Here is a 24,344-nt window from a genome sequence, read left to right on the forward strand (position 1 = left end):
GAGTCGCTTCCCTCGGCTGACTCCCGGATGCAACGGTGCCGCCGCCCTCATTTGGGTGTATTGCCGTCCCCTGCGCCGGTGACGCACACTCTCGCCCGCCCCGCGGAGGAGCGGGCCGGCGGCCTTGCGGCGACGTCAAGTCGAACAGCGAAGCCGCCATGGACACACAAGAGCCCGCCAACGGGCAACAGAGCACCACCGCGTGCACAGCACAGAGAGAGGGAATCCATGTCACAGCACCAGGAAAGTGCGGCTACCGGCGGTTTGACCGGGTGGCCGCAATCGGAGTTCCGCAAACGCAAGCTCGACATCCGCTTCACCGGGTCGGGCAGCGAGTACTTCCGCATCTGGATCGTCAACCTGCTCCTGACGATCGTCACCGCGACCTTGTATTGGCCATTCGCCAAGGCGCGCAGGATCCGCTACTTCTATGCCAACACGCTGGTCGACGGCCACGCGCTGACCTTCCACGGCGATCCCTGGAAGATGTTCCGCGGCCACGTGCTTCTGATGGTGCTCATGGGCGCCTACTCGGCGGCGGGGCACTTCTCGCCGGTGGCCGGGCTGGTGGCCTTCGGCATCCTGGCCCTGATCTGGCCGGCGCTGTGGCGCGCCGGGCTGCAGTTCCGCCTGGGCAACACGGCCTGGCGCGGACTGAGACTGGGCTTCAACGGTTCGCTCAAGGGCGCGTACGCGGCCTTCCTGCCGCTGTGGATCGGCTCCGGCGTGATCCTGGCGGCGCAGGCCATCGGCGGCCCCGCCGGCATCGCCGCCGACGGCAGACCGCGCTTCGGCGTGATCGAGATGACCGTGCTGGGCGCGATGCTGCTGGCCGGCCTGTGCACGCCGTGGATCCTCACGATGATCAAGCGCTACCAGCACCGCGGCTACCGCATCGCCGGCCAGCAGGGCGAGCTGTCGATGTCGACCGGCTCGGTGTACTGGCTGTGCCTGAAGGCCTTCGGCCTGTCGCTGCTCGTGGCCTTCGCCACCGGTCTGGTGATGGCGCTGGTCCTGGGCGCGAGCGCGGTCGTCGTGAAATCCAAGTTCGTCGGCCTGATCCTCGCCTTCGTGCTGGGCGCGGCCGGCTACCTCGTGTACTTCGCGGTGATCGGCCCGTTCTTCACCGCGCGCTTCCAGAACCTGCTGTGGAACGCCACCACCTCGCAGGACCTGGCGTTCACGAGCCAGTTGCCGCTCGGACCGCTGGTGGGCCTGACGCTGAAGAACTGGCTGCTGACGGCGGTCACGCTCGGCCTGTACCGCCCCTTCGCGGTCGTGCACACGACGCGGCTGCGGCTGGAGGCCGTCAGCCTGACCATGGACGGCGACGCCGACGCCTGGGTCGCCGGCCAGGCCAGCGAGAACCCGGGAGCCGCGGGCGAATTCGCCGGCGACTTCTTCGGCATCGACATGGGTCTGTGATGGGCGGGGACACGGCCGCGCCGTCGCTGCGGGCGGACTACTTCGATGGCCGCAGCGCCCGCGCGCGGCCGGTCCGGCTGTGGCTGGAGCAGGACCAGTTGGTCGTCCATGACCAGGACCTGGCAACCGTCGAGCGCCGCTACCCCGTCCGGCAGGTGCTGTGGCCGGAGCGCACGCGCCACGGCCGGCGGCAGGCGCAGCTGCCTGACGGCGGCGTGCTGACGACGCAGGACGCCGGCGCCTGGGATGACTGGGTCCTCGCCGCGACGGACGGCCGCGGGCTCGGCACGGGGCTGGCGGCGACCTGGTTCTCCAGCTGGCGGCACACCGCCGTCGCCCTGGTGGCGGTGGTGGCCGTGGCCGCGGCGACCTGGCACTGGGGCGTGCCCGCGGTGGCCGACACCGTCGCGCGCCACGTGCCCGCGACGATCGAGCAGTCCATCGGCGATCACGCGCTCGAGCAGCTCGAGGGCTTCCTGCTCAAGCCGAGCCGCATCCCCGAGGCCGAGCAGCGCGAATGGCGCCAGCGCTTCGCGATGATGGTCGCGAGCCAGCCCGACCTGCCGGCCAACTATCAGCTGCACTTCCGCGACACCGGGCGCGCGCTCGGTCCGAACGCGTTCGCGCTGCCGGGCGGGCACATCGTCGTCACCGACGAATTGCTGAAGCTGCTGGGCGATCAGCCCGACGCGGTGCTGGGCGTGCTCGCGCACGAGCTGGGCCATGTGCGCGAGCAGCACGGCATGCGGCTGACGATGCGCGCGACGCTGGTGGGCGCGCTGCTGGGCGTGGCGATCGGCGACTTCTCCAGCGTGCTGGCCGGCGCGCCGACGATCCTGATGAACGCCAGCTACTCGCGCGACTTCGAGCGCGCGGCGGACGCGCAGGCGCGGCAGTTGCTGATCGACAGCGGCCGCTCGCCGCGGTCGATGCTGTTGCTGTTCGAGCGCCTGGGCGACTGGCGCCGCGAGCGCGAAGCGCAGGCGAAGCAGGCGGCGGCCTCCGAGCCCAAGGGCGTCGCACGCGACATGCGCGACGCCGCGAAGGCGGGCGCCGGCGAGATGCTGCGCATCGCGTTCAGCTCGCACCCGGCCGACGAGGAACGGATGCGCTTCTTCGAGCGCTGACCCGGGTCCTACACTCGCCGCTCCCCCTTCAAAGGAGCGCGAGATGAGCGACAGCGGCTACGTTCTCTATGGCACCCAGGGCTCGGGCTCGGCGATCGCCGAGATCGGATTGCGCTGGTGCGGCCAGGCCTACCGGACCGTGCATGCCTCGTCGTGGGAGAACGGCTCGGAGCAGGCCGCGCTGCGCGCGCTCAATCCGCTGATGCAGATCCCCACGCTGCGCACCCCGGAAGGCGAGGTGCTGAGCGAGAGCGGCGCGATCCTGATGCACCTGGGCCTGCGCTTTCCGGCGGCGCGCCTGCTCGGCGACGACGACCGGCAGCGCGACCAGATCCTGCGCGGACTGGTCTACATCGCGGCCAACTGCTACAGCTGCATCAGCATCATCGACTACCCCGGGCGCTACACGACGCGGACCGCAAAGGACGATCACGACGCGATCATCGCGGGCACCAAGGACCGGCTGCACCGGCATTGGGAGCTCTTCGCGGACATGTTCACGGGCCGGCCCTGGCTCAGCGGCACGGCACCGGGCGCGCTCGACGCGATGGCGGTGATCGTCTCGAAATGGTCCGGCTCGAGGAAGCACCTCGAGACCGCGCGGCCGGCGTTCTTCACGCTGCTGCAGCGCATCGAGGCGCTGCCGCTGGTTGCCGAGGTGTGCGCGGCGCACTGGCCGCCGAAGGCCGTTTGAAGCGGATTGAGGCGGACAGAAGCCGGTTGACGCCGGCCGGGCTCGCTCAAGCCGCCTGGAAGCGCGGCAGCAGCCGCACGTGGGTGTAGCGCGCGGGTCGCGCCGCCGCCTCGCCCAGCGCGTCGACCGGCGCGAAGCCGCAGCGGCTCCAGAAGGTGGCCGATTCGGGGCTTTCGCAATTCACGTGCAGGCGGCTGAAGTGTCCTTGCGCGCTCGCCAGCACCGCGTTGACGAGGCGCTTGGCCAGCCCATGCCCGCGCCACGCGGGATGCACGTAGAAGCGCCGCATGCGGCCGGTGCCGGGGCGCCCGGGCGCCGGCTCGACATTGAGGCCGCCCACGGCGATCGCCTGCCCGTTCGCATCGAACCAGGCCCACAGCGATTCGCCGGGTTGCTCATAGCGGTTGGCGCCGCTGCGCCATTCATCCATCAGCCGGCGCAGCATCTGCCAGCCCTCGGCTTCGCTGGCCGCGAGCAGCGGGGCCCAGGCCAGGGGGTCGATCTGATGCACGCGGATCAGGCGCGGTGCGGCGCCATCGGAAGCCAGGGAGACCATCGGGCGAAGCGGTAACCAGTCGTGAACCGAGCGGGAAAGGCCGGATTAAGCAGCAAGCGGGCGCCCCCTGCATCGGGGACAACCCGCTTGCCGCCGGCCTGGCGGCCGCCCGCGGCCGGGCCGGTTCAGCGCGGCGGCTCCGGCTTCTTCGCGCTGTCCGGGTGCTCGACCCAGGCCTTGAGCTCGGCGCTGCGCGCGTGCTTGGGCGACAGCTCGATGAAGGCGCGGTACGCGGCCTGCGCGCCCGTGTCGTCGCCGGCGCGCAGCAGCGCGTCGCCCAGGTTCAGATGCGCCAGCGCGCGGCTGCCGTCCATCTCGATGGCCTTGCGGTACCAGCGCGCGGCCTCGGCCGGCTTGTCGCGCTTGTAGTAGATGAAGCCCAGGTTGTTGGCCGCCAGCGCGAACTTGGGCTGCAGTTTGAGCGCCTCGGTGAAGGCGGCTTCGGCCTCGTCGTAGCGGCGTTCCTTGTAGAGCTGCAGGCCGCGGTCGTTGGCGCGTTGCGCGGCCACGCGCGCCGGCACCGGGGCCGGCGCCGCGCTGGTCGCGATGGCGGTGTCCGTGCCGTCCAGGTTCTTCAGCGTGACCTGCACCGCGGTGGCGCTCGCGGGTGCCGCGCCGCTCGGCGCCGAGGCCGCCACCGGCTGCAGCTGCGCGTCGCGCGCCGCGTCGGCCTGCTTGGCCAGCGCGCTGGCCTTGGCATCGAGCTGGTTGCTGTCGCCGCTCAGCGCCTGCTCCTGCGCGGAGGCGAGCTCGAAGATGAACTCGCCGCCTTCGCTGCCCGGCAGGCTGCCGAAGGCCGGCGTCTGGTGCGCGATCGACGACACGGCCGGCGCCACGTAGGCGGCGAGCTCGGTGGCGGTGATCAGGCCGTCGCCATTGAGGTCGGCCTTGCCGGACAGCGCCTGCAGCAGGGTCCAGGTGAAGACCGAATGGCCGCCGGGGCCGTCGTCCGCGACTTGCTGGTCGGCGCCGCCGGCCGTCATCATCTGGCGGCCGAGCCGGCGCGCGTTGTCGCGCACGAAGTTGGCGCTGCCGCCCGGCGCGCCGCCGCGCGTCAGGCCCAGGCCCGAGTAGCAGGCATCGATCACGAAGAACGCATGCTTGGCGGGCAGCGCCTCGCCGAGCTCCTGCAGCTGCGGCATCGCGATCGCGTCGGTCTGCAGGTCGTCGGTGCCGGCGTCGACCGGGATGATGTAGCCGACGTCGCGGCCGCTGGGCAGCTTGCGCGTGCTGCCATGGCCGGCGAAGAACACGAACACGCGGTCATCGCGCTTGAGCTTGCCATCCGCGCCCTTGCGCGCCATGCCGTTGAGCGTGCGCAGGATGTTGGCGCGCGTGGCCTCGCCATCGGTCAGCGTGGTGACGTTCTCGGGCTTGAAGCCGAACTGCGTCTGCAGCGTCTCCTGGATCGCGCGCGCGTCGCGCACCGCATGCTGCAGGCGCGGCCAGGTCTTGTATTGATCGATGCCGATCACCAGCGCGTAGCTCTCGCGATAGAGATTGGCGCCCGCCAGTTCCGGCGCGGCGGCGTCCGCGGCCGGCGCGTCGACCGGCACGATCTTGCCGTCCTTCCAGGCCGCGAATCTGTAGCCCTCGGCCTTGAGCTGGTCCAGCACCAGCGGCAGTGCCTCGACGGTGCGGGCGTGGATGTCATGGAAGAGCACGATGCCGCGCTGCTGCTTGCCGAGCTCGCCCAGCACGCGCGCCGCGATCGACTTCGGGATCGGGTCGGACCAGTCGAGCGAGTCGACGTTCCACATCATCGAGCGCAGCTTGAGCGCCTCGATGGCGCCGAGCGCCGCGTCGTTGCGCGCGCCGTAGGGGAAGCGGAACAGCGCCTGGCCATCGCGGCCGGCGGCGTCGAGCAGCGCCTCGGTCGACGAGGCTTCCTGCTTGACCTTGTCCAGCTCGAACTTGGACATCACGCCGTGGCTGAAGCTGTGGTTCGCGATCGGATGGCCGGCGGCAAGCACGCGCTTGGCGACCTCGCTGCCCGGGCCGGGCTTGATCTTGCCGTTCGCGTCGACGCTGCCCAGGTTGCGGCCCAGCTCGAAGAACACGGCCGGCGCCTGATAGCGCTTGAGGATCTCCAGGATCTCGTCGGTGTAGCGCGGATGCGGGCCGTCGTCGAAGGTGAGCAGCACGGTCTTGGGCGGCAGCTGGCGGCCGAAGTACTCGCGCTCCTCCTTGCTGGGGCCGCGCGTGGCCGCCGCCGGCGCGGGCGCCGTGGCGGGGGCCGCGTCGGGGCCGTCCGCGGTCACGCTCGGGCGCGCCTGCAGGTCGGGCAGGATGGTCGCGTAGTCCTTGAGGATACGTTCGCGCGTGTACAGGCCCTTGAGCTTGGCGACGTAGTCGGTCCACTTCTCGCGCTTGGGCACGATGCCGCGCTGCACGAAGCGGCCGAAGGTGTCGCGCAATTCCTGCTCGTAGGTGTTCTCGATCTCGGCCAGCACCGTCAGGTCCTCGCCTGCGCGCTTGGCCAGCTTCAGGCCGGCGATGCTCTGCGAGGTCGAGAGCTGCTGCGACAACTGGGTCAGGAACTCCTTGAACGCCAGGCGGTCGGCGTCGAACCAGGAGGGCTCCTGCTCGACGCGATCAAGCAGCTCGGACAGCGCGGCCAGGCCGGCGGCATCGGTGCTTTTCGCCGCCGTGTCCTCGAGCGCGCGGATGCTCTCCTGCATGTCGTGGAACAGCAGCAGGCCGACGGCGTGGACGGCCTCGCGCTCGGCGGGCTTGAGCGTGGACTCGCCGTCCATCAGCACGATCATCTGGCGATAGCGGGCGAGCAGCTGGTCGCTCTGCTGGCGCAGCGTGGCGCTGACGGTGGGGCTGGCGGACGCGGCCTCGGCCGGGGCCAGCGGCCTGGGCGTGTCGGCGGACTTGCCGCAGCCGGCGAGCATCGTGATCGCCGCGGCGGACGCGACGGCGGACAAGGCGGTCATCCAGACCGCGCCCTTGCGTTGACTTCTCTCTTGCATGCCTTCCCTCGAACTGGCGCGTGATGCTGGCCGGACGCCGTCCCTCGGTCGGCGGGGTTCCCGGAGCGGGGGCTATTGTGACCCCCTCTGTAGAATCCGCGGGTTTGTCCCACCCCCTGAACGGCCGGTTCCGGCCGGCGCGCGCCATGAATCTCTCCGCCCTCACCGCCCTGTCGCCCCTGGATGGCCGCTATGCGTCGCGCATGGCCGCGCTGCGTCCGCTGCTGTCGGAATTCGGCCTGATGCACCGTCGCGTGCAGGTCGAGATCGAGTGGTTCATCGCGTTGTCCGACGCCGGGCTGGCGGAATTCAAGCCGCTGCCGGCGGGTTCGCGCGAGTTCCTGCGCGCGCTGGTGGCGAACTTCTCGGAGGCTGACGCGCAGGCGATCAAGGACATCGAGAAGACGACGAACCACGACGTCAAGGCGGTGGAGTACTGGATCAAGCAGCAGTTCGCCGGCAAGGCGGAGCTGGAGGCGGCGGGCGAGTTCGTGCACTTCGCCTGCACGAGCGAGGACATCAACAACACCAGCCATGGCCTGATGCTGAAGGCGGCGCGCGAGCAGGTGATCCTGCCGGCGCTGGACCGCGTGATCGGCAAGCTGACCGGGATGGCGCAGGCGATGGCGGCCAATCCGATGCTGAGCCGCACGCACGGCCAGACGGCGAGCCCGACGACGGTGGGCAAGGAGATCGCGAACGTGGTGGCGCGCCTGCGCCGCGCGCGCGAAGTGATTGCGGAAGTGAAGCTGCTGGCGAAGATGAATGGCGCGGTGGGCAACTACAACGCGCATCTGTCGGCCTATCCGGAGACGGACTGGGAGGCCTTCAGCCAATCGGTGATCGAGCAGCAGCTGGGCCTGACCTTCAACCCGTACACGATCCAGATCGAGCCGCACGACTACATGGCCGAGCTGTTCGATGCCGTCACGCGCGCCAACACCATCCTGGTGGACTGGTCGCGCGACGTGTGGGGCTATGTGTCGCTGGGCTACTTCAAGCAGAAGACGAAGGCGGGCGAGATCGGCTCGTCGACGATGCCGCACAAGGTCAACCCGATCGACTTCGAGAACGCGGAGGGCAACTTCGGTCTGGCCAACGCGGTGCTGACGCACCTGAGCCAGAAGCTGCCGATCTCGCGCTGGCAGCGGGACCTGACGGACTCGACGGTGCTGCGCAACATGGGCGTGGCGCTGGGGTATGCGCTGCTGGGCTATGACTCGCTGAGCAAGGGGCTGGACAAGCTGGAGCTGAACCAGGGCGCGCTGGACGCGGATCTGGACGCGTCGTGGGAAGTGCTGGCCGAGCCGATCCAGACGGTGATGCGCCGCTACGCGCTGCCCAACCCGTACGAGCGGCTGAAGGAGCTGACGCGCGGCAAGACGATCACGCGCGAGTCGATCCAGCAGTTCATCCAGGGCCTGGAACTGCCCGAGGCCGAGAAGCAGCGCCTGCTGGCGATGACGCCGGGCAACTACACCGGCAAGGCCGAGGCGCTGGCCAAGCGGATCTGACGCGTCCGCGACGGCGGTCGATGACGTTCAAAGGCCCGGCTCTGCCGGGCCTTTGTCGTTGGGACTGGCTTGCTCATCGCCTCCGCAGCAGTTGCCAAACCCGCACGGCGGCGTACAGCGCCCATCCGACCGCCATCGTCTGAAAGACTCGCGCCAGTCCCGTGGCGTATGCAGAGATGGCCCAAAGGGATTCAGCCCCGGCAGATCCGGTGAGGAGACCCAGCATCACCGCCTCCCGACTACGGACCGGTCTCTGGAGCTTTCCGATAAGGCCCGCCACGAGCGGCGTCGTGACGGCGTGCATAGCAGCGGTGGCGAGGAGCGCTCCGGCAACGGCAAGCGTCAACAGCGGGTACGACCACGCCGAACAGCACGCGGGCAGAGGAAGCAACAGGCGGACGAGCACGACTGCCGAGATCGACCTCGCGGTCAACCGCCCGAAGTACGCACCCGCCGCCCACACGGTACCTTCGGCCTTCACACAGAGGCATTGCAGGCACGGGAGTATTTCGCTGCGAGCCCTCCGCCAATGGCCCAGCCGCCAAGAACACTGATGAAGCTGCCGCCGATTCCTCCGATGGTTGCTCCGACGCCGCTCCACACGAGGATCGTGTTGGCACAGGCGGTCCCGTCAGCGGTGGCGCGGCCCGCCGGCGTGCCCGCCCAGGAGTCTCCACCGCGGACGAGATCGATCACCTCGTCGGTCAGTTCACAGATACCCATGGAATCACTCATTTGAATGGACTTCAAGGTCATCTCCTGATGAGGTTGAGAAACGTCACAACGTCGTGACGCGTTCCATTCAATCGATCGGCCCGATCAGCGGAAATGACCTCGATGAGTGAGCACGCTCAGGTGAAGCCCTCATTGCGGAAACACACACCCGGGGTCAGTCCTTGCCAGTTGGCTGCGCGCAGGAAGGCAGCGCGACATCGCACTGCCGCCGTCCCCTCAAGGCTCCGAGAGCTGATTCCCCCAGGACTTCACAAGCGACTGGATGGTCTGCGCGGCCACCTTGCAGGCCGGCGTCAGCTTGCCGTGCCGCGGTGTCGCCAGCGTCACGTGACGCATCAGGTCCGGCCGCACGAGCTTCGTCGCCTGCACCGTCCCGGCGCGCAGGTCCTGCGCGAAGGCGTAGGGACCGAGGATGGCGTACAGCCCGGGCTGGGTGGCCGCCAGCGTGCGTTGCACCGTGAGCGAGTCCGCCTCGGCCACCGGCTCCAACTGGAAGCCAAGTCCCCTGGCGGTCTCGTCAAGCGCATTGCGCCAATGGCTGGGACGTCGCGGAAGCACGAGGCGAAGCCCCTTCAGTCGCGAGAAGGGCAGCGTTGGCTGCCGCGTGAGCGGGTCCCCCGGGGCACTGACCAGGTAGGTGCTGACGCTGCACAGCAGCTTTTCGTCTCGTCCCGACGGCTTGCTGAAACGGAACAACACCGCCAGGTCCAACGAACGGCTGTCCAGAAGCGCATCGAGTTCGGTCCCTTGCGCCTCCACCAGGTCAAGCGAGATGCCGGGATGCTCGCTTTGCAACCGCTCGAACAGGCGGGTGGTGAGCGGATGCGCCGCCGTCGGGATGATGCCCAGCGTCACCCGGCCGACGATGCGTCCGGAATCGGACTTCAGCTCGAGCGCCATTTGCTCGGTCTCCTGAAGCCAGGGACGCAGCCGGGCTGCCACGCGCGCGCCGAGCTCGGTGACCACGACGCCGCGGCCGGTCCGGCGGAACAGCGGGCCTGCGTATCCGGACTCGAACTCCGTGATCTGGCGGCTGACGTGCGACTGCGCGGTCTGCCGATGTGCTGCCACCTTGCTCAGACTGCCGGCCTCGACGACCTCGAGGAACAGGCGCACCGCCGCGACGTTCATGCGTGTCTCCGTGAGATATGCCAATTCTGGCATGGCTGATTCATCTGACGTGTGGCTAGGCGGATGGTCGACGGATTTCTACATTCACGCCAACCGACCCGTCTCCGCAACCGGCGCGACGCCGGCGACAGAGAGAAGACGGTCAGGTTGTCCACCCATCCCCGGCACTGCGACATCAGGAGACATCCATGCAAGCCCCCGACCTCCGCGGCCTCGTGCCCGCACCCGTCACTCCCTTCACCCGCGACGGCGCCGTCGACTACGCCGCCATCCAGCGCCTGGGCAGCTGGCTGGGCGGTATCGACGGCGTCAAGGGCCTGACCGTTCTGGGTCACGCCGGCGAAGGCACCTTCCTGGAGCGGGACGAGCAACTGCGCGTCATCGAAGCCTTCCGCGAGTCGGTGGGCGACCGCCTGCCCATCATTGCCGGCATCACGCTGGAAGGCACCCAGGTCGCGGCCGAAGAAGCCAAGCGCGCGGTCAAGGCGGGCGCTTCGGCGGGCCTCGTTTATCCGTCGCACGGCTGGCTGCGCTTCGGCTACCAGGACGGAGCGCCGCAAGACCGCTACAAGGCCATCCACGAGGCCAGCGGCCTTCCGCTCATCCTGTTCCAGTACCCCGACGCCACCAAGGCCACGTACAGCCTGAAGACGCAGCTGGACATCGCCGCGCTGCCGGGCGTCTTCGCGATGAAGAACGGCGTGCGCAACATGAAGCGCTGGGACACCGAGATCCCTGTCATCCGCAAGGAACGCCCGGACCTGCAGATCCTGACCTGCCACGACGAGTACCTGCTGCACACCATGTTCGACGTGGATGGCGCGCTGGTCGGCTACGGAGGCCTGACCCCGGAACCGCTGATCGAGCTGATCGCCGCCGGCAAGGCCAAGGACTACGCCAAGGCCCGTGCCATCCACGACCGCCTCTTGCCCGTGACCCGGAACGTGTACCACCGCGGCAGCCACATGGAAGGCACCGTCGCGCTCAAGCACGGCCTGGTGGCTCGCGGGATCCTGGAGCACGCCACCGTGCGCAGCCCGCTGCTGCCGCTGGCGGAGGGCGCTGGCGAGGAAATCGCCGCGGCCTTGCGCTCCGCGGGTCTGGCCAAGTAAGCGAGAAGCCAGGGCACTGCGGGAGACGGTCGAGCCGCCCTCCGGCAGTGCCGTCGGTGGCCGACAACCGGCATCAGTGGCGCGCCGGCGCCCCGTGGCACGAAGAAGACTTCGGTCACCCGGCACCCCTACACGTCCGGCGAGGAACGCCGGCATAGGAGACAAGACATGTTCCGTTTCTCCGCCGCCGCGCTCGCGGCCGTGGCAGGGATGGTCGGCGGGCAATGCCAGGCGCAGACTTCGGTCGCGCTGTCCGGCACGGTCGACGTCGGCGTCCGCCATGTCAAGAATGGCCGGCTGGGCAGCATCGACTCCGAGGTGAGCGGCGCCAACAGCACCAGCAAGCTCGTCGTCCAGGTACGGGAAGCGCTCGGCGATGGCCTGAACGCCGGCGTCTATCTCGACAGCACCCTCCTCGGAGACACCGGTGCGGTGAACACGCCGTTCTGGGACCGCCGAGCGACCGTCAGCCTGGCGCATGACCGCTTCGGCGAGATTCGTCTCGGCCGTGACTGGGCGCCGACCCACATCCTGTGGTCCGACCTGGACCCCTTCATCACGCTGGGCATCGCCGGTGCGAACAGCTTCCGCTCCGTCTTCGCGTCGCGGGCGCTCGGCCAGGCCTTCGGCGTGAGCAGCGATGCCAACCAGCTCAACCCGACGCTGCGCATCGCCAACACTGCCCAGTACTTCCTGCCGGCCGGGCTGGGCGGTGTATTCGGCTCGCTGCTGGTGAGCGCGGGAGAAGGCGGCTCCGCCGGGGCGGGCTCGGCCAAGACCGGCGGTGGCCGCCTGGCCTGGCGGGGGGAGCGGCTGATGGTCGGTGTCGCGCAGGTCACGACGCGCAATGCCAACGCCGGCCGCAACTTCACCGACCGCGTGTGGGGCGCCTCCTACGACTTCAAGGTCGTGAAGCTGAGCGTGGGACAGCGGCAGTGGCGCTACGGCGCGGACAAGACCACCAACACGCTCCTGGCTGCCGGGGTGCCCGTCGGTGCCGGCGAACTGAAGTTCACCGTCGTCCGAGCAGACCAGAAGGGTGCGACAGCGGCCCAGAGCGCCAACGATGCGACGCTGATCGGTGCCGGCTACGTGCACCATCTGTCCAAGCGCACCGCGGTGTACGCGCATGCCTCGCGCATCGCCAACACGGGCGGCGCCTCGTTCTCCGTCACGGGCGGTCCGGCGGTGAGTGGCGTTGCCACCGCGGCCAACGATTTCCGGGGCCAGACTTCGACGGCCTTCGAAAGCGGTATCCGACATAACTTCTGAGGTTGGTTCCCATGCAAGAAGCGATCAACCCACGCGCCGCCAGGGCGAGGTCCACGAGCGAGGCAGCGCAAGCGCCGTCCCCGGCGGCGCCGGACGAGCTGCCGCCCCCCGCGGCGCTCAAGGCGGCGAAGCTGTTGTTCCGCATCGAGAACGTGCCGTTCTGCCGGTGGCATACAAAGACTCGCGTCGTCATGGGGACGGCCACGTTCCTGGATGCCTTCGATGCGCTCAGCCTCGCTTTCGTGCTGCCGGTGCTGGTCGGCCTCTGGCATCTCAGCCCCGGTCAGGCCGGCATGCTCATCGCGGCGGGCTACATCGGCCAGGTGATTGGCGCCCTGCTGTTCGGTTGGCTCGGCGAGAAGTGGGGGCGCGTTCCGGCTGTCTCCACCGCGGTCGCGGTGATGTCCGTCATGAGCGTTGCCTGCGCTTTCGCCGGCAGCGTGCAGATGCTGTTCCTGCTGCGCTTCCTGCAGGGCATCGGCGTGGGCGGAGAGGTCCCCGTCGCGGCGGCGTACATCAACGAGATGTCGCAGTCCAAAGGCCGCGGACGCTTCTTCGTCCTGTATGAGCTCATCTTCCCGCTGGGTCTCATGGCCGCAGCGCAAGTCGGTGCGTTCGTGGTGCCGCGCTACGGTTGGGAGTGCCTGTTCCTGGTGGGCGGCATCCCCGGCCTGGTGGTCCTGATGTTCATGACCCGCCTGCCCGAGTCGCCGCGCTGGCTGGCCTCAAAGGGACGCTGGGAGGACGCCGACCGCGTCATCGCTTCGCTGGAGGCGGCCACGCCGCGCCGGCAGATGGACGTGCATCGCGAGCAGGACCGGGTCCAGGCGCGCGAACGCAGCCTCGCGGCGGGCTTGAAGTCCACCCGGAAAGCCGGCTGGAAGGAGCTCTTCTCGCCGCTGTATCGCCCGCGCACGCTCATCGTGTGGGTGCTTTGGGCCTCCTCCTACTTCGTCGCCAACGGCATCAACAACTGGCTGCCCACGCTCTACAAGACCGTGTATCACCTGCCGCTGCAGGACGCGCTGCGACTGGCCTCGGTCACGAACGTCCTGAGCGTGTGCGCCGTCTTCGCCTGCGCCATGCTGGTCGACAAGGTGGGGCGTCGCCGCTGGGCCACCGGGAGCTTCATCGCCGCGGGCGCGCTGCTCCTGGCGCTGGTCGCAACGGGGGCGCAGAGCGTCTGGGCCGTGGCCATCTTCGCTTCCACCGCTTACGCGGTGATGGGGACGACCACCGTGCTGCTCTACCTCTACACGCCGGAGATCTATCCGACGCGCATGCGGGCCATCGGCACGGGGCTGGCGACCTCCTGGTTGCGAGCCGCCTCCGCGGCGGCACCCGCGATGGTGGGAATGATGCTCACGGCCCAGGGCGTGGCCAGCGTCTTCCTGATGTTTGCCTGCGCGACTGTGGTGGGCCTCTTCGCCGCGAGAAAGATGGTTGAGACGACCGACAAGGCGCTCGAGGAAATTTCGCCCTGAGCGGCGGCGCCGCGTATACCCGTGGAAAAAAGGGCAGCGCATTTCTGCACTGCCCTTGCACCTTCCGGGAATCGGGGGTTTCGGGTGTCGCTCAGGAGCAGCCCGGAAGGCGCCGATGCCGGGGGGAACCGGCATCGGTCAACCGTGATCGGCCGGTCAGAACTGGTAGGCCACGCCCAGACTCAGACGGTCATCCTTCTTGTCGAAGCCATTGGCTTGCGGCATGTTGTTGAAGCGGGTCGCCTCGGCGCGCAGCGAGACATTCTTCGTCAGCGCGTAGTCCACGCCCACGCCCAGCTTCAGGCCGGTCTTGTCCTTGTCGCCCAGGCCGTTGTTGAAGTCGCGCTGCGCGTACGCCACGCCGACCTTGCCGTAGACGCCGAAGCCCGCGCCCAGCGGCGCGCGCGCGATGCCGTCCAGCGAGTACACCTTGTTCTTCGCGCTCACGCCGCCGAAGTCGACCTTGCCCAGGTCCGTGTAGGCCGCCTCGACCGCGAAGTTCTCATTGAACTTGTAGCCGCCGAAGATGCTGTAGCTGTCGCTCGTGCGCTTCTGCGCGTTGCCATCGACGCGCTGCGTGGTCTTGCCCACGTCGCCACCGATGTAGTACGGGGTCACCGGGTCGGCGTGCGCCACGCCCGCGCCCAGGGTCAGCGCCATCGCGGCGGCGGCCAGCAGGCCGGCCTTCTTGCCGTGGGTCGAGGGGCGGATGTTGTTGTTGTCGCGGTTCATTCGGAACTCCTTCAGAGCGGTTGATCGATGTCGCCCCTGGGGTCCAGCCCAGGCTCGTTCGACATGGGCTCATTCTGGGAATCCGCCGCCGCGCCGTCTGTGGACCGAGTGGGGCCCTTCTGTGACGGTCTATGACAACCCGCGCCCGCCGCCTTGACGAAGCTTCACGCGGGCGATGCGCGCCCGCGCCGCGGTCCGTCAGGCGGTGCCGGCCGGCCAGTGCAGCAGCAGGCGAGCGCCGCCCAGCCGCGGCGCCTCGCCCAGGCGCGCATTGCCGCCGTGCGCGTGCGCGACGTGCCGCACGATCGCCAGCCCCAGCCCGAAGCCGCGCGTCCCGCGCCCCTTGCGCTCCAGCCGCTTGAAGGGCTCGAAGGCCGCCTCGCGCAGCGCCGGCGGCACGCCCTCGCCGTCATCGTCGATGGCGAGCCACAACTGCCCCGCCTCGACCCAGGCCGTCAGCAGGATGCGTCCCTTCGCGTAGCGCGCCGCGTTGCGCAGCCCGTTGCGGATCGCATAGGGCAGCAGCCGCTCGTCGAAGGGCAAGGCCTGCGGCAGCCGCAGGTCGGTGTCCAGCGCCTTGCCGTCGAGCAGCGGCGCCAGCGACGCCGCCTCCCGCGTCAGCATGTCGCCCAGGTCGCCATCGACCAGATGCGGCTGCAGCGCCCCCATGTCCAGCCGCGCCAGCATCAGGCTGGCATCGATCAGGCTGTCCAGCTCGGCGATGTCGCGCTCGCAGGCCATCACCGCCTGCTCGCGCGCGTCGCGATCGTCCTCGTCGACCAGCGCGTCCACCGCGAAACGCAGCCGCGCCAGCGGCGTGCGCAGCTCATGCGAGACCGCGCCCGTCAGCTCGCGCTGCGTCGCCATCGCGGCCGCGAGCCGCTCCAGCATCGCGCGCGTCGCCGCCGCCACGGGCGCGAAGAGCCGGCTCTTGAGCGGCGGCAACTCGGTGTCGAGCCGGCCGGCGCTGAGCCGCTCGGCCGCGCGCTGCAGCCCGCGCAGGTCGCGCCACAGCGGCCGCAACTGCCACCACGCGATCACCGCCACCGCCAGCGCGATCACCAGCGCCACGCCCAGTTGTGCGGCGAGCTCCTTCGGCAGCTCGCCCGCGCGCTTGGAATCGAGCGGCCCCAGCAGCAGCAGTTGATCGGGCTCGCCCGGCAGGGCCGCGTAGATGCGGCGGTTGAAGCCAGTGACCAGCACCTCGCCGCGTCCGAGCCGGCGGCGCTGCTCCGCGCTCAGGTGGGCCAGGTCGGTGCGGATCAGCCGCACCGGATAGTCGAACTGCGCGTCGAGCTGCCGCACCCGCTCCTGGCGCGCCGGCGGATCCAGCGGCGAGAGATCGCGCACCAGCAGATCCACCGTGCCGCGCATGAAGTTGCGCACGTAGTCGTTCGTGACCTCGGAGGCGCCGATCAGCACCAGCCCCTCGACCGCCAGGATCAGCGCCAGCACCGCCAGCCCCAGCCCGAGCGCCATCCGCAGCAGCGAGGCGCGCAGCGTCATCTCGGCCATCAGTCGATCGCGAAGAGGTAGCCCTGCCCGCGCACCGTCTTGATCCGCGCCGGCGCCTGCGCGTCGTCGCCGATCTTCTTGCGCAGCCGCGAGATGCGCGCGTCGATCGCGCGATCCAGGCCGTCGAACTCCAGCCCGCGCAGCCCTTGCATGATGTCGTCGCGGCTGACCACCTGCCCGGCGCGCTGGGCCAGGAAGTTCAGCAGCTCGTACTCGGCCGTGGTCAGCGGGACCGGCTCGCCATGCAGGCGCAGTTCGCGCGACTGCGGCAGCAGCGTCAGCGGGCCGAAGTGCAGCGCCTCGCCGGCCGGATGCAGCGCCGGCAGCGCGTCACGCCGCAGCAGCGCCTTCAGCCGCGCCAGCAGGACCCGCGGCGCCACCGGCTTGGCGATGTAGTCGTCCGCGCCGCCTTCCAGGCCAAGCACCTGGTCGATGTCGTCGTCGCGCGCGGTCAGCATCACGATGCGGCCGGGGAAATCGCGGCGCGTGTCGCGCAGCACGTCGAAGCCGTCCTTGCCCGGCAGGTGGCCGTCCAGCAGCACCAGCTCGAAGGGCTCCTGGCGCATCAGCGCCTCGCCAGCCAGGCCGTCGCCGCAGACGGTCACCGCGTAGTTGGCCTTGCGCAGCGCGTCGGCCACCAGTTGCGCCAGGCGCTCGTCATCCTCGATCAGCAGGATGCGGGCCGCGGGCGGAGCAGAGATTTCCATGGCCGCGAGCATAGGCGAGCCCATCCGCGCCTGCCTTCAGCCACGCTTAAGGGCCCGCGCGGGCGAGGCAGCGGCTCAGCGGTCCGCCGGCACATCGAGCCGCCAACCCACGGGCGTGCGCACCGCGCGCAGCGCCGGATCGTCCGCCAGCGGCGCCCAGCGCTGTGCCAGATGGTCCAGCGCCTGCGGCGACAGATCGGTGCGGCTGGCCATCACGCGATCCAGCGTCTGCGGCGTCACGCAGGCCATCAGCGCGGCCCGCGCCGGCCCCTGCAGCGCCGCGCGCCAGCGCAGGCGCAGCGCGGCGATCTCCTCGGCATCACCGCGCTCGACCGGGTCGTGCCAGGTGTAGACGCGCGACAGGCCTTCGTGCGCCTCGGTCTGCTGCTCGCCTTCGTCGGTCATGCCGATCGCCAGCAGCACGCGTCCGGAGGCATGGTTCTCCGGCGAGGTCGTGCCCATCAAGTGGCGCATGCCCAGCACCTGGCGGCAGTAGTCGAAGGTGCCCGACGCCGCCTCCCGCGCATAGCCATGGCCCCAGTAGCGCGCCGGAAAGCCGTAGCCGATGTCCGGATGCGGCAGGCCCTCGCGCTGGATCACGCCGGCCAGGCCGACCAGTTCGCCGTCCTCCAGCCGCTCCACGGCCCAGAAGCCGAAGCCCAGCAGCCAGTAGCGCGCTTCCAGGCGCTCGCGGATCCAGGCCGCGGCCTGTTCCTCGGTGCGGACCTGCGCGTCGTAGATGTGCTCGATCCACGCCGGCTCGTTGAGCAGCCCCAGCACGAAGGCCGCGTCCGACTGCCGGAACCACCGCAGGCGCAGGCGCGCCGTTCTCAACACTTCCATCCACGCCTCCCAGCGTTCGTGAGCGTCCATGCCCTCCGGCCCGGCGAAGGCCCGGCGGCAAAAGCGGGACAATACCGCACCCCGCCGGCCCCGGCGCCCGCCGCCGCGCCCGGCCGCCCGAACGACTTTCTCCCGGACACCTCATGAAATTCATGCAGAAGCTGCAGGCCGCCGAGCGCCTGAACGACTCCCTGCTGTGCGTCGGCCTGGATCCCGATCCCGCCAAGTTTCCCGCCCACTGGAAGGGCGACGCCGGCCGGATCTACGACTTCTGCGCCGCCATCGTCGACGCGACCAAGGACCTGGTCAGCGCGTTCAAGCCGCAGATCGCCTACTTCGCCGCGCACCGCGCCGAGGACCAGCTCGAGCAGCTGATGGCCCACATCAAGCGCAACGCGCCGCACGTGCCGGTGATCCTGGACGCCAAGCGCGGCGACATCGGCGCCACCGCCGAGCAGTACGCCCGCGAGGCCTTCGAGCGCTACCAGGCCGACGCGGTGACGCTGTCGCCGTTCATGGGCCGCGACAGCGTCGAGCCCTACCTGCGCTACCCCGATCGCGGCGCCTTCCTGCTGTGCCGCACCTCCAACCCGGGCGGCGACGACTGGCAGATGCAGCGCCTGGCCGACGTGCCGGGTCAGCCCCGGCTGTTCGAACACCTGGCCGCGATCGCGCAGGGCGAATGGAACACGAACGGTCAGCTCGGCCTGGTGGTCGGCGCGACCTACCCGAAGGAGATCGAGCGCGTGCGCGAGCTCGCCCCGACGCTGCCGCTGCTGATCCCGGGCGTCGGTGCCCAGGGCGGCGATGCGGCGGCCACCGTCGCGGCCGGCTGGCGCCGCGGCGCGAGCGCGGACACGACCGGTGGCACGGTGATCGTGAACTCCTCGCGCGCCGTGCTGTACGCGTCCGCTGGCGAGGATTTCGCCGCCGCCGCGCGCCGTGTGGCGCTGGCGACACGCGAGGCGCTGCGCCCGTCCACCGCCGCCTGAGAGCGGTTCCCCCGGCGCCGCCAATTAATTGGCAGAAACCCCGAACGCGCACCGGCAGGCGCGCGTTTCGGGATTCCTCGACTCTTCAGAACCACCCCTGCTCGCCGAGACTCCGTTACCGGACGTTGCACTCCGGGCCGCCGCGCGCCGAAGCCGGCTGACGCGGCCCGGATTCGCGGGTCCTCGAACAACGAGTTGGGGCGGGGTCGAGTGAGCAAGGATTCCCAGGACGATCTGAGCAGTCTGGTGGGGCAGGAAATGTCGCGCGGCGACAGCCTGCCCGCGACGCTGCAATGGCGCGCCGCGCGGCTGTTCATGGCCGCGTGCGTGCTGCTGTCCGGGCTGGCCGGCCTGCTGCTGCTGGCCAGCGCCCACGCGGCGGAGCCCCTGGGCGGCCTGGTGCCGCCGGTGCTGGCGCTGCTCACCACCTTCGCCAGCCTGGCGATGCTGTGGAAGCTCCCCGCCCATCGCGGCCCCTCCGCCACCGTGATCCTGATGGGCCTGGCGATGGCCACCGCGCTGTCGCTGGCGGTCTCGCGCCAACTGGGGCTGAACGCGGCGAGCCTCGGGATCATGGGCCTGATGGTCGCGCTCGGCACCGGGATGATCGGCCTGGGCGCCGGGCTGGCGCTGTTCGGACTGGGCCTGGCGGTGCTGGGCGGACTGGCGTCGGCGGAACTCGGCGGCTGGATCCAGGCCGGCGCGGAGCCCATCGGCCTCACCGCGCGGCTGCTGACGCAGCTGCTGCTGCTCGTGGCCGGACTGGTCGTGGGCCTGGGGACCGCCAAGCTGATCCGGCGCGCGATGCAGGAGGTCAACGAGCGCCACGCCCGCTTCCGTCACCTGCTCAACATGGCGGCCGACTGGTACTGGGAGATGGATCGCCAGTTCCGCTTCACCCACCTGGCCGAGCACAACGCCGGCGCGTCCGGCCTGTCGCTGGGCGAGCGGCTGGGCCGCGCGCCCTGGGAGATCGAGCACCTGGGCCTGAGCGACGAGGAGCTCGACGCCCACCGCGCCGATCTCGAATCGCACCGACCCTTCCGCGGCCTGGTGATGCGCCGCACGGCCGAGGACGGCACGCTGCGCTACGTCTCGGTCAGCGGCGAGCCGCGCTTCGACGCCAAGGGAAACTTCCGCGGCTATTGGGGCGTGGGCCGCGACGTCACCGACGAGGTCCAGACCGAGCAGGCCATGGTGGCCACCGAGACCCGTTACCGCGAGCTGTTCCGGCGCTCGCCGTCGCCGCTGGTGCTGCACCGCTGGGGCCGGGTGATGGATGCCAACCCGGCGGCGATGGCGATGTTCGGCTACACGCAGCGCTCGTCGATGATCGGCCAGGACCTGTTCTCGCATTACGAGCCTGGCGACGAGGAGCGCGCCCGCCAGCGCGCCGCCAAGATCGAGGCGCTGCCGGTCGGCGCGATGCTGCCGATGACGGAATTCCGCCTGCGCACGCTGTCGCGGCGCCGCCGGCAGGTGCAGGCCACCAGCGTGCGCGTGGACGCGGCCACCGGACCGGCGACGCTGTCCTTCTTCATCGACCAGACCGAGACCTCGCGCGCGCAGGAGGCGCTGCGGCGCTCGGAGGCGTTGCTGTCGCACCTGTTCGCGACCAGCCCGGACGTGGTCACGCTGACCGAGACCGTCAGCGGCCGCTACGTGATGGTCAACAAGACCTACGAGTCGATGAGCGGCTACAGCGCCGACGAGGTGCTGGGCCGCACCGCCGAGGAGGTCGGCATCTGGCAGGACCCGGGCGACCGCGAGCGGCTGCTCGAGGCGCTGCGCCAGCAGGGCCGCGTCAGCGAGATGTCGGCCACCTTCGTGAACCGGCGCGGCCAGGCGATCCCGATGCTGCTGTCGGCGGCGCCCTTCGTGATGGATGGCGTGTCCTACCTGGTGGTCAACGGGCGCGACGTCAGCGACACCGAGCGCACGCGGCTGGTCCACGCCGCGATCCTGGAGAACGCGTCGATCGGCATCGCGCTGACGCGCGATCAGCGCTTCGTGCAGGCCAACCGGCTGGTGGAGGAGATGTTCGGCTGGCCCGCGGGCGGGCTGATCGGGCAGCCGGGCAGCGTGGTGTGGCCGGGCGCGGAGGAGTACGACGCGATCGGCCGCGAGCTGGGCCCGCGGCTGGCGGCGGGCGAGCAGGTCGAGGCCGAGCGCCTGATGCGCCGGCGCGATGGCAGCCGTTTCCTTTGCCGTCTGCTGGCGCGGGCCGTGGACCCGAACCATCCGAGCCGTGGCGGCACGATCTGGATCCTGGAGGACGTGACCGAGCGCCGGCGCGTCGAGGCCGCGCTGGCGCAGGCCAAGGACGAGGCGCAGGCGGCCAACCGGGCCAAGAGCGCCTTCCTGGCCAACATCAGCCACGAGATCCGCACGCCGCTGAACGGCCTGGTCGGGCTGGCGCGGCTGCTGCAGCAGCCGGACCTGAACGGCGACACGCGCAGCCACTACCTCGACCAGATGGTGGACAGCGCGGAGAGCCTGTCCGGCCTGATGTCGGACATCCTGGACCTGTCCAAGATCGAGGCGGGCCGGCTGACCCTGGAGACGGTGCCCTTCGCGCTGCGGGACATGCTGGCGACGATGCGCATGGGCTACCTGACGCTGGCGCAGGCGCGGGGGCTGGGTTTCAGCATCGACGTCGAGGACGCGGTGCCGGCGTGGGTGGTGGGCGATCCGGTGCGCACGCGTCAGATCCTGAGCAACTACCTGAGCAATGCGCTGAAGTTCACCGAGCAGGGCAGCGTCGCGGTGCGGGTGCGCCAGCTGGATGACCGGCGGCTGCGCATCGAGGTCAGCGACACCGGGCCGGGCATCGCCGAGGCGATGCATGAGCGGCTGTTCCAGCCCTTCACGCAGGCCGACGAGTCGACGACGCGCCGCTACGGCGGCACGGGCCTGGGCCTGTCGATCTGCCGCGAGCTGGCGGGACTGATGGGCGGCTCGGTGGGCGTGGACAGCCAGCCGGGCGCGGGCGCGACCTTCTGGGCCGAACTGCCGCTGCCGGCGGCGCCGGCGCCGATGAGCACGCAGCGCCGCGCGCCGGCGCAGGACGCGGAGCTGGCGGGGCGGCGGATCCTGATGGTCGAGGACAACCCGGTGAACATGATGATCGCGGTGGCGATGCTGGAGCAGTGGGGCGCGGAGGTCTCGCAGGCCAGCGACGGCAGCCAGGCGGTGGAGGCGGTGACGGCGGCGGCCAGCATGGGCAAGCCGTTCGACGCGGTGCTGATGGACGTGCAGATGCCGGTCATGAGCGGCCACGAGGCCACGCGCCAACTGCGTCAGCGCTACGATCCCGCGCAACTGCCCATCGTCGCGCTGACCGCGGCGGCGCTGGTGCAGGAGCGCGACGAGGCCCTCGGCGCCGGGATGAACGAGTTCCTCACCAAGCCCATCGACGCGCAGCGGCTGCGGCAGGTGCTGGTGAGGCTGACGGCGGATTGAGGGTCGCGATGTAATTTTCTCGCACTTCAAGTGCGGGAAAATTACAGAATCTGCGGTAAATCGTGGCCCTCGTTGAGTCGTCCGCATGTCTCTGGTAATTTTCGCGTACTTCAAGTGCGAGAAAATTACATGACCCTGCACCTCGTCGGAGACAACCTGGATGCCACCCGCGGCCATCGGATGGCGGAAGCGGGGGAGCTGGTCCAGCTGATGCGCGGCATCTACGTGGACGCCGGCGATGACGCGGACGATCTCGTCATGCGGCATGCGGTGCGCATCGCCCGCTACCTCTATCCCCGGGCGTTTCTTTCTGCCGCGAGCGCCGTGCTGCTTGCGCCGACCCGGGATGGCCGGCTCTACATCTCGGGGCAGCGCAGCCAGCGAACGCGGCTGCGCGGCTTGGAGATCGTCCAGAACCGCGCCCCGGCGCGCCCTTCCACGATCGACGCCGTGATCGCCGATGGGCGGGGCGAACTGCCGGTCCCGGTGTCGTCCCTGCGCCAGCGCTTCCTCGAGGCCTTTCGCCTGCGCAGCGAGCACGCCCAGTCGATGGACCTGGCCATGCGCGAGGCGCTGGCCGCGCGGCTCGTGCAGGAGTATGGCGACGCGCAACGCGCCGCCGACGCGCTGTGGGCGCTGGCGCGAGACAACGAGTGGTATCGCGAGGGCGAAGGTGCCGAGCGTTTCCTGAAGCAGCAGCAGCCGGGTGGCCAGTTGCGCAATGAGGCCGCATTCGATCTGACCGTCGCCTGGCATGGCCTGCCGCTGGGAGACCTGGCTCATGACGGCACCGAATGGCGCTGGAATGCCAACAGCGCCGGTCCGGTGCTGCCGCCGCTGATCCGCCAGACCACGCCGGGACGGCTGCCGCCCTTCATCGTGTCGCTGCTGCCGGAAGGCTGGCTCGAATCCGTCCTGCGCGAGGCGAGTGATCGCGACGTGCTGCGACGCGGCAAGCGCTACATGTCCAACATCACGATTTCGGAGCGGAGCGCGGAACTGGCCGCCTTGCCGCAGGACACGCTGACGACACGGCTGGCCGGCTTCACGCGGGATGGCATGTTCAGCGGCCACTACGCCGGGCCGCGCCGTGACGCGTTGGATGCCGATTTCACCCACCGCCTGGCACAACTCTTCGCGAATCAGCAGACGCCGCGGCTGTCGGGCGTGCAGATCAAGGCGCCAATGCACCTGACGGCGGACGGCACGCTGCTGATCGCCACGCATCTGCCCTTCACCCACATCCTCAAGCCGGCGGGTGCCGCGGGTTTCGAAGGGCTCCCGGTGGCGGAATGGATCGGGCTGACGCTGGCCCGCGCGGTGGGCTTCGAAGTCCCCGATCACGCGCTGGCCGAGATGCCGGACGGCCTGCCGGTCGCGCTGATCGTGGAGCGCTTCGACATCCGCCTACGGCTGGACGACACCCGTCTCCTGGCGATGGAGGACTTGTGCTCGGTGCTCGCGCTCGACCCCCGGGACAAGTACACCGGCACGATGGAGCGGGTGGCGCGTGCGGTGCGCGCGCTGTCGACGTCGCCCGGCGAGGACGTGACGACGCTGCTGTGCCGGGCGCTCTTCGCCTGGCTGATCGGTGACGGCGACATGCACCTCAAGAACATGGCGTTGCTCAAGACCGCCGAGGAGGGCGCTGCCGCGTTCCGCCACGTGCGGATCGCGCCGGTCTACGACACGTTGACGACTCGCGCCTTCCCCGGGCTCCAGCACGACGCCATGGCGCTGAAGGTGAACGGCAAGAGCCAGCGGCTGCGCCGAGCCGACTTCCTGGCGCTGGCCGCGATCGCCGATCTGCGAGCGGGCGACGCGAACGCCGCCATCGACGAGATGCTGGCGTCGATGACGGCGGCGCTGGCCCGGTTCGCCCTGCCTGCGGCCGTCCAGGCTGGCGCCGCGGCTTGCGCGCTGACGGAGCGGGTGCTCCAGATCGCGCGGGAGCGGGTGCGGGATTTCGATTGAAAGATTTGGCGGCGCTTGGCGCACGATGACGCCTGGGCTTTCTACTCTTGTGTGGTGCTCCTCTTCACAGAGAAGCGCCACACAATCCTTT

The 24,344-nt window shown here is 70.0% G+C and carries 18 protein-coding genes; 10 read left to right on the forward strand and 8 right to left on the reverse strand.

The features are described 5' to 3' along the window. The first annotated feature begins 228 nt into the window (after window positions 1–228). Genes ABDW61_RS09345 through ABDW61_RS09355 form a run of 3 tightly spaced genes read left to right on the forward strand, consistent with a single transcriptional unit; the run spans window position 229 to window position 3,246 of the window. The gene (locus ABDW61_RS09345) at window positions 229–1,425 is read left to right on the forward strand and encodes a YjgN family protein (protein WP_343638178.1); all 1,197 of its coding nucleotides are present in this window, start codon (window positions 229–231) and stop codon (window positions 1,423–1,425) included. After that, the gene (locus ABDW61_RS09350; protein WP_343638179.1) at window positions 1,425–2,552 is read left to right on the forward strand and encodes a M48 family metallopeptidase; all 1,128 of its coding nucleotides are present in this window, start codon (window positions 1,425–1,427) and stop codon (window positions 2,550–2,552) included. The genes ABDW61_RS09345 and ABDW61_RS09350 overlap by 1 nt, the downstream gene beginning before the upstream one ends. A gap of 43 nt (window positions 2,553–2,595) precedes the next feature. After that, window positions 2,596–3,246, forward strand: a complete 651-nt coding sequence (locus tag ABDW61_RS09355; protein ID WP_343638180.1) for a glutathione S-transferase — start codon at window positions 2,596–2,598, stop codon at window positions 3,244–3,246. Window positions 3,247–3,292: 46 nt separating this feature from the next. Here ABDW61_RS09355 and ABDW61_RS09360 read toward each other — a convergent pair whose 3' ends face one another. Then, window positions 3,293–3,802, reverse strand: a complete 510-nt coding sequence (locus ABDW61_RS09360; RefSeq protein WP_343638181.1) for a GNAT family N-acetyltransferase — start codon at window positions 3,800–3,802, stop codon at window positions 3,293–3,295. Between the two features lie 125 nt (window positions 3,803–3,927). Continuing rightward, window positions 3,928–6,780: a polysaccharide deacetylase family protein gene (locus ABDW61_RS09365; protein WP_343638182.1), complete on the reverse strand. Its 2,853-nt coding sequence runs from the start codon at window positions 6,778–6,780 to the stop codon at window positions 3,928–3,930. 146 nt (window positions 6,781–6,926) lie between these two features. On the opposite strand from ABDW61_RS09365, the gene purB reads away from it, so the two are divergent. Further along, on the forward strand, window positions 6,927–8,294 hold the full coding sequence (gene purB / locus ABDW61_RS09370) for an adenylosuccinate lyase (protein WP_343638183.1): 1,368 nt from the start codon (window positions 6,927–6,929) through the stop codon (window positions 8,292–8,294). 477 nt (window positions 8,295–8,771) lie between these two features. On the opposite strand, the gene ABDW61_RS09375 is transcribed toward purB, so the two are convergent. Further along, complete coding sequence (locus tag ABDW61_RS09375; RefSeq protein WP_343638184.1) at window positions 8,772–9,044, reverse strand: hypothetical protein; 273 nt, start codon at window positions 9,042–9,044, stop codon at window positions 8,772–8,774. A 201-nt stretch (window positions 9,045–9,245) separates the two neighbouring features. Continuing rightward, the gene (locus tag ABDW61_RS09380) at window positions 9,246–10,160 is read right to left on the reverse strand and encodes a LysR family transcriptional regulator (protein WP_343638185.1); all 915 of its coding nucleotides are present in this window, start codon (window positions 10,158–10,160) and stop codon (window positions 9,246–9,248) included. Between the two features lie 188 nt (window positions 10,161–10,348). Here ABDW61_RS09380 and ABDW61_RS09385 point away from each other — a divergent pair, with 188 nt between their 5' ends. The 3 genes from ABDW61_RS09385 to ABDW61_RS09395 all read left to right on the forward strand — a co-directional run bounded on the left by ABDW61_RS09385 (window position 10,349) and on the right by ABDW61_RS09395 (window position 14,028). After that, entirely contained in the window at window positions 10,349–11,272 is a 924-nt protein-coding gene (locus ABDW61_RS09385; RefSeq protein ID WP_343638186.1) for a dihydrodipicolinate synthase family protein, read from the forward strand. 168 nt (window positions 11,273–11,440) lie between these two features. Further along, window positions 11,441–12,544: a porin gene (locus tag ABDW61_RS09390; protein ID WP_343638187.1), complete on the forward strand. Its 1,104-nt coding sequence runs from the start codon at window positions 11,441–11,443 to the stop codon at window positions 12,542–12,544. Window positions 12,545–12,555: 11 nt separating this feature from the next. Continuing rightward, entirely contained in the window at window positions 12,556–14,028 is a 1,473-nt protein-coding gene (locus tag ABDW61_RS09395) for an MFS transporter (RefSeq protein ID WP_343638188.1), read from the forward strand. Window positions 14,029–14,184: 156 nt separating this feature from the next. Here ABDW61_RS09395 and ABDW61_RS09400 read toward each other — a convergent pair whose 3' ends face one another. The 4 genes from ABDW61_RS09400 to ABDW61_RS09415 form a co-directional block, all read right to left on the reverse strand. After that, window positions 14,185–14,760, reverse strand: a complete 576-nt coding sequence (locus ABDW61_RS09400) for a porin (RefSeq protein ID WP_343638189.1) — start codon at window positions 14,758–14,760, stop codon at window positions 14,185–14,187. A gap of 198 nt (window positions 14,761–14,958) precedes the next feature. Next, window positions 14,959–16,275, reverse strand: coding sequence for an ATP-binding protein (locus ABDW61_RS09405; RefSeq protein ID WP_343638190.1), 1,317 nt, complete (start codon window positions 16,273–16,275; stop codon window positions 14,959–14,961). Further along, window positions 16,275–16,982, reverse strand: a complete 708-nt coding sequence (locus tag ABDW61_RS09410) for a response regulator transcription factor (RefSeq protein WP_343638191.1) — start codon at window positions 16,980–16,982, stop codon at window positions 16,275–16,277. The genes ABDW61_RS09405 and ABDW61_RS09410 overlap by 1 nt, the downstream gene beginning before the upstream one ends. A 75-nt stretch (window positions 16,983–17,057) precedes the next feature. Then, a complete protein-coding gene (locus ABDW61_RS09415) occupies window positions 17,058–17,825 on the reverse strand; it encodes a GNAT family N-acetyltransferase (protein WP_343638192.1) in 768 nt (255 codons plus the stop codon). A gap of 143 nt (window positions 17,826–17,968) precedes the next feature. Between ABDW61_RS09415 and pyrF the strand changes: the two genes are divergently transcribed. From pyrF to ABDW61_RS09430, 3 genes are all read left to right on the forward strand, one after another. Beyond that, window positions 17,969–18,817, forward strand: a complete 849-nt coding sequence (gene pyrF / locus ABDW61_RS09420) for an orotidine-5'-phosphate decarboxylase (protein ID WP_343638193.1) — start codon at window positions 17,969–17,971, stop codon at window positions 18,815–18,817. Window positions 18,818–19,027: 210 nt separating this feature from the next. Then, window positions 19,028–22,279: a PAS domain S-box protein gene (locus tag ABDW61_RS09425; protein ID WP_343638194.1), complete on the forward strand. Its 3,252-nt coding sequence runs from the start codon at window positions 19,028–19,030 to the stop codon at window positions 22,277–22,279. A gap of 129 nt (window positions 22,280–22,408) precedes the next feature. After that, entirely contained in the window at window positions 22,409–24,253 is a 1,845-nt protein-coding gene (locus ABDW61_RS09430) for a HipA domain-containing protein (RefSeq protein ID WP_343638195.1), read from the forward strand. The last annotated feature ends 91 nt before the right edge of the window (window positions 24,254–24,344 follow it).

This window comes from Roseateles sp., from assembly GCF_039595595.1.
Classification (GTDB): domain Bacteria; phylum Pseudomonadota; class Gammaproteobacteria; order Burkholderiales; family Burkholderiaceae_C; genus Roseateles.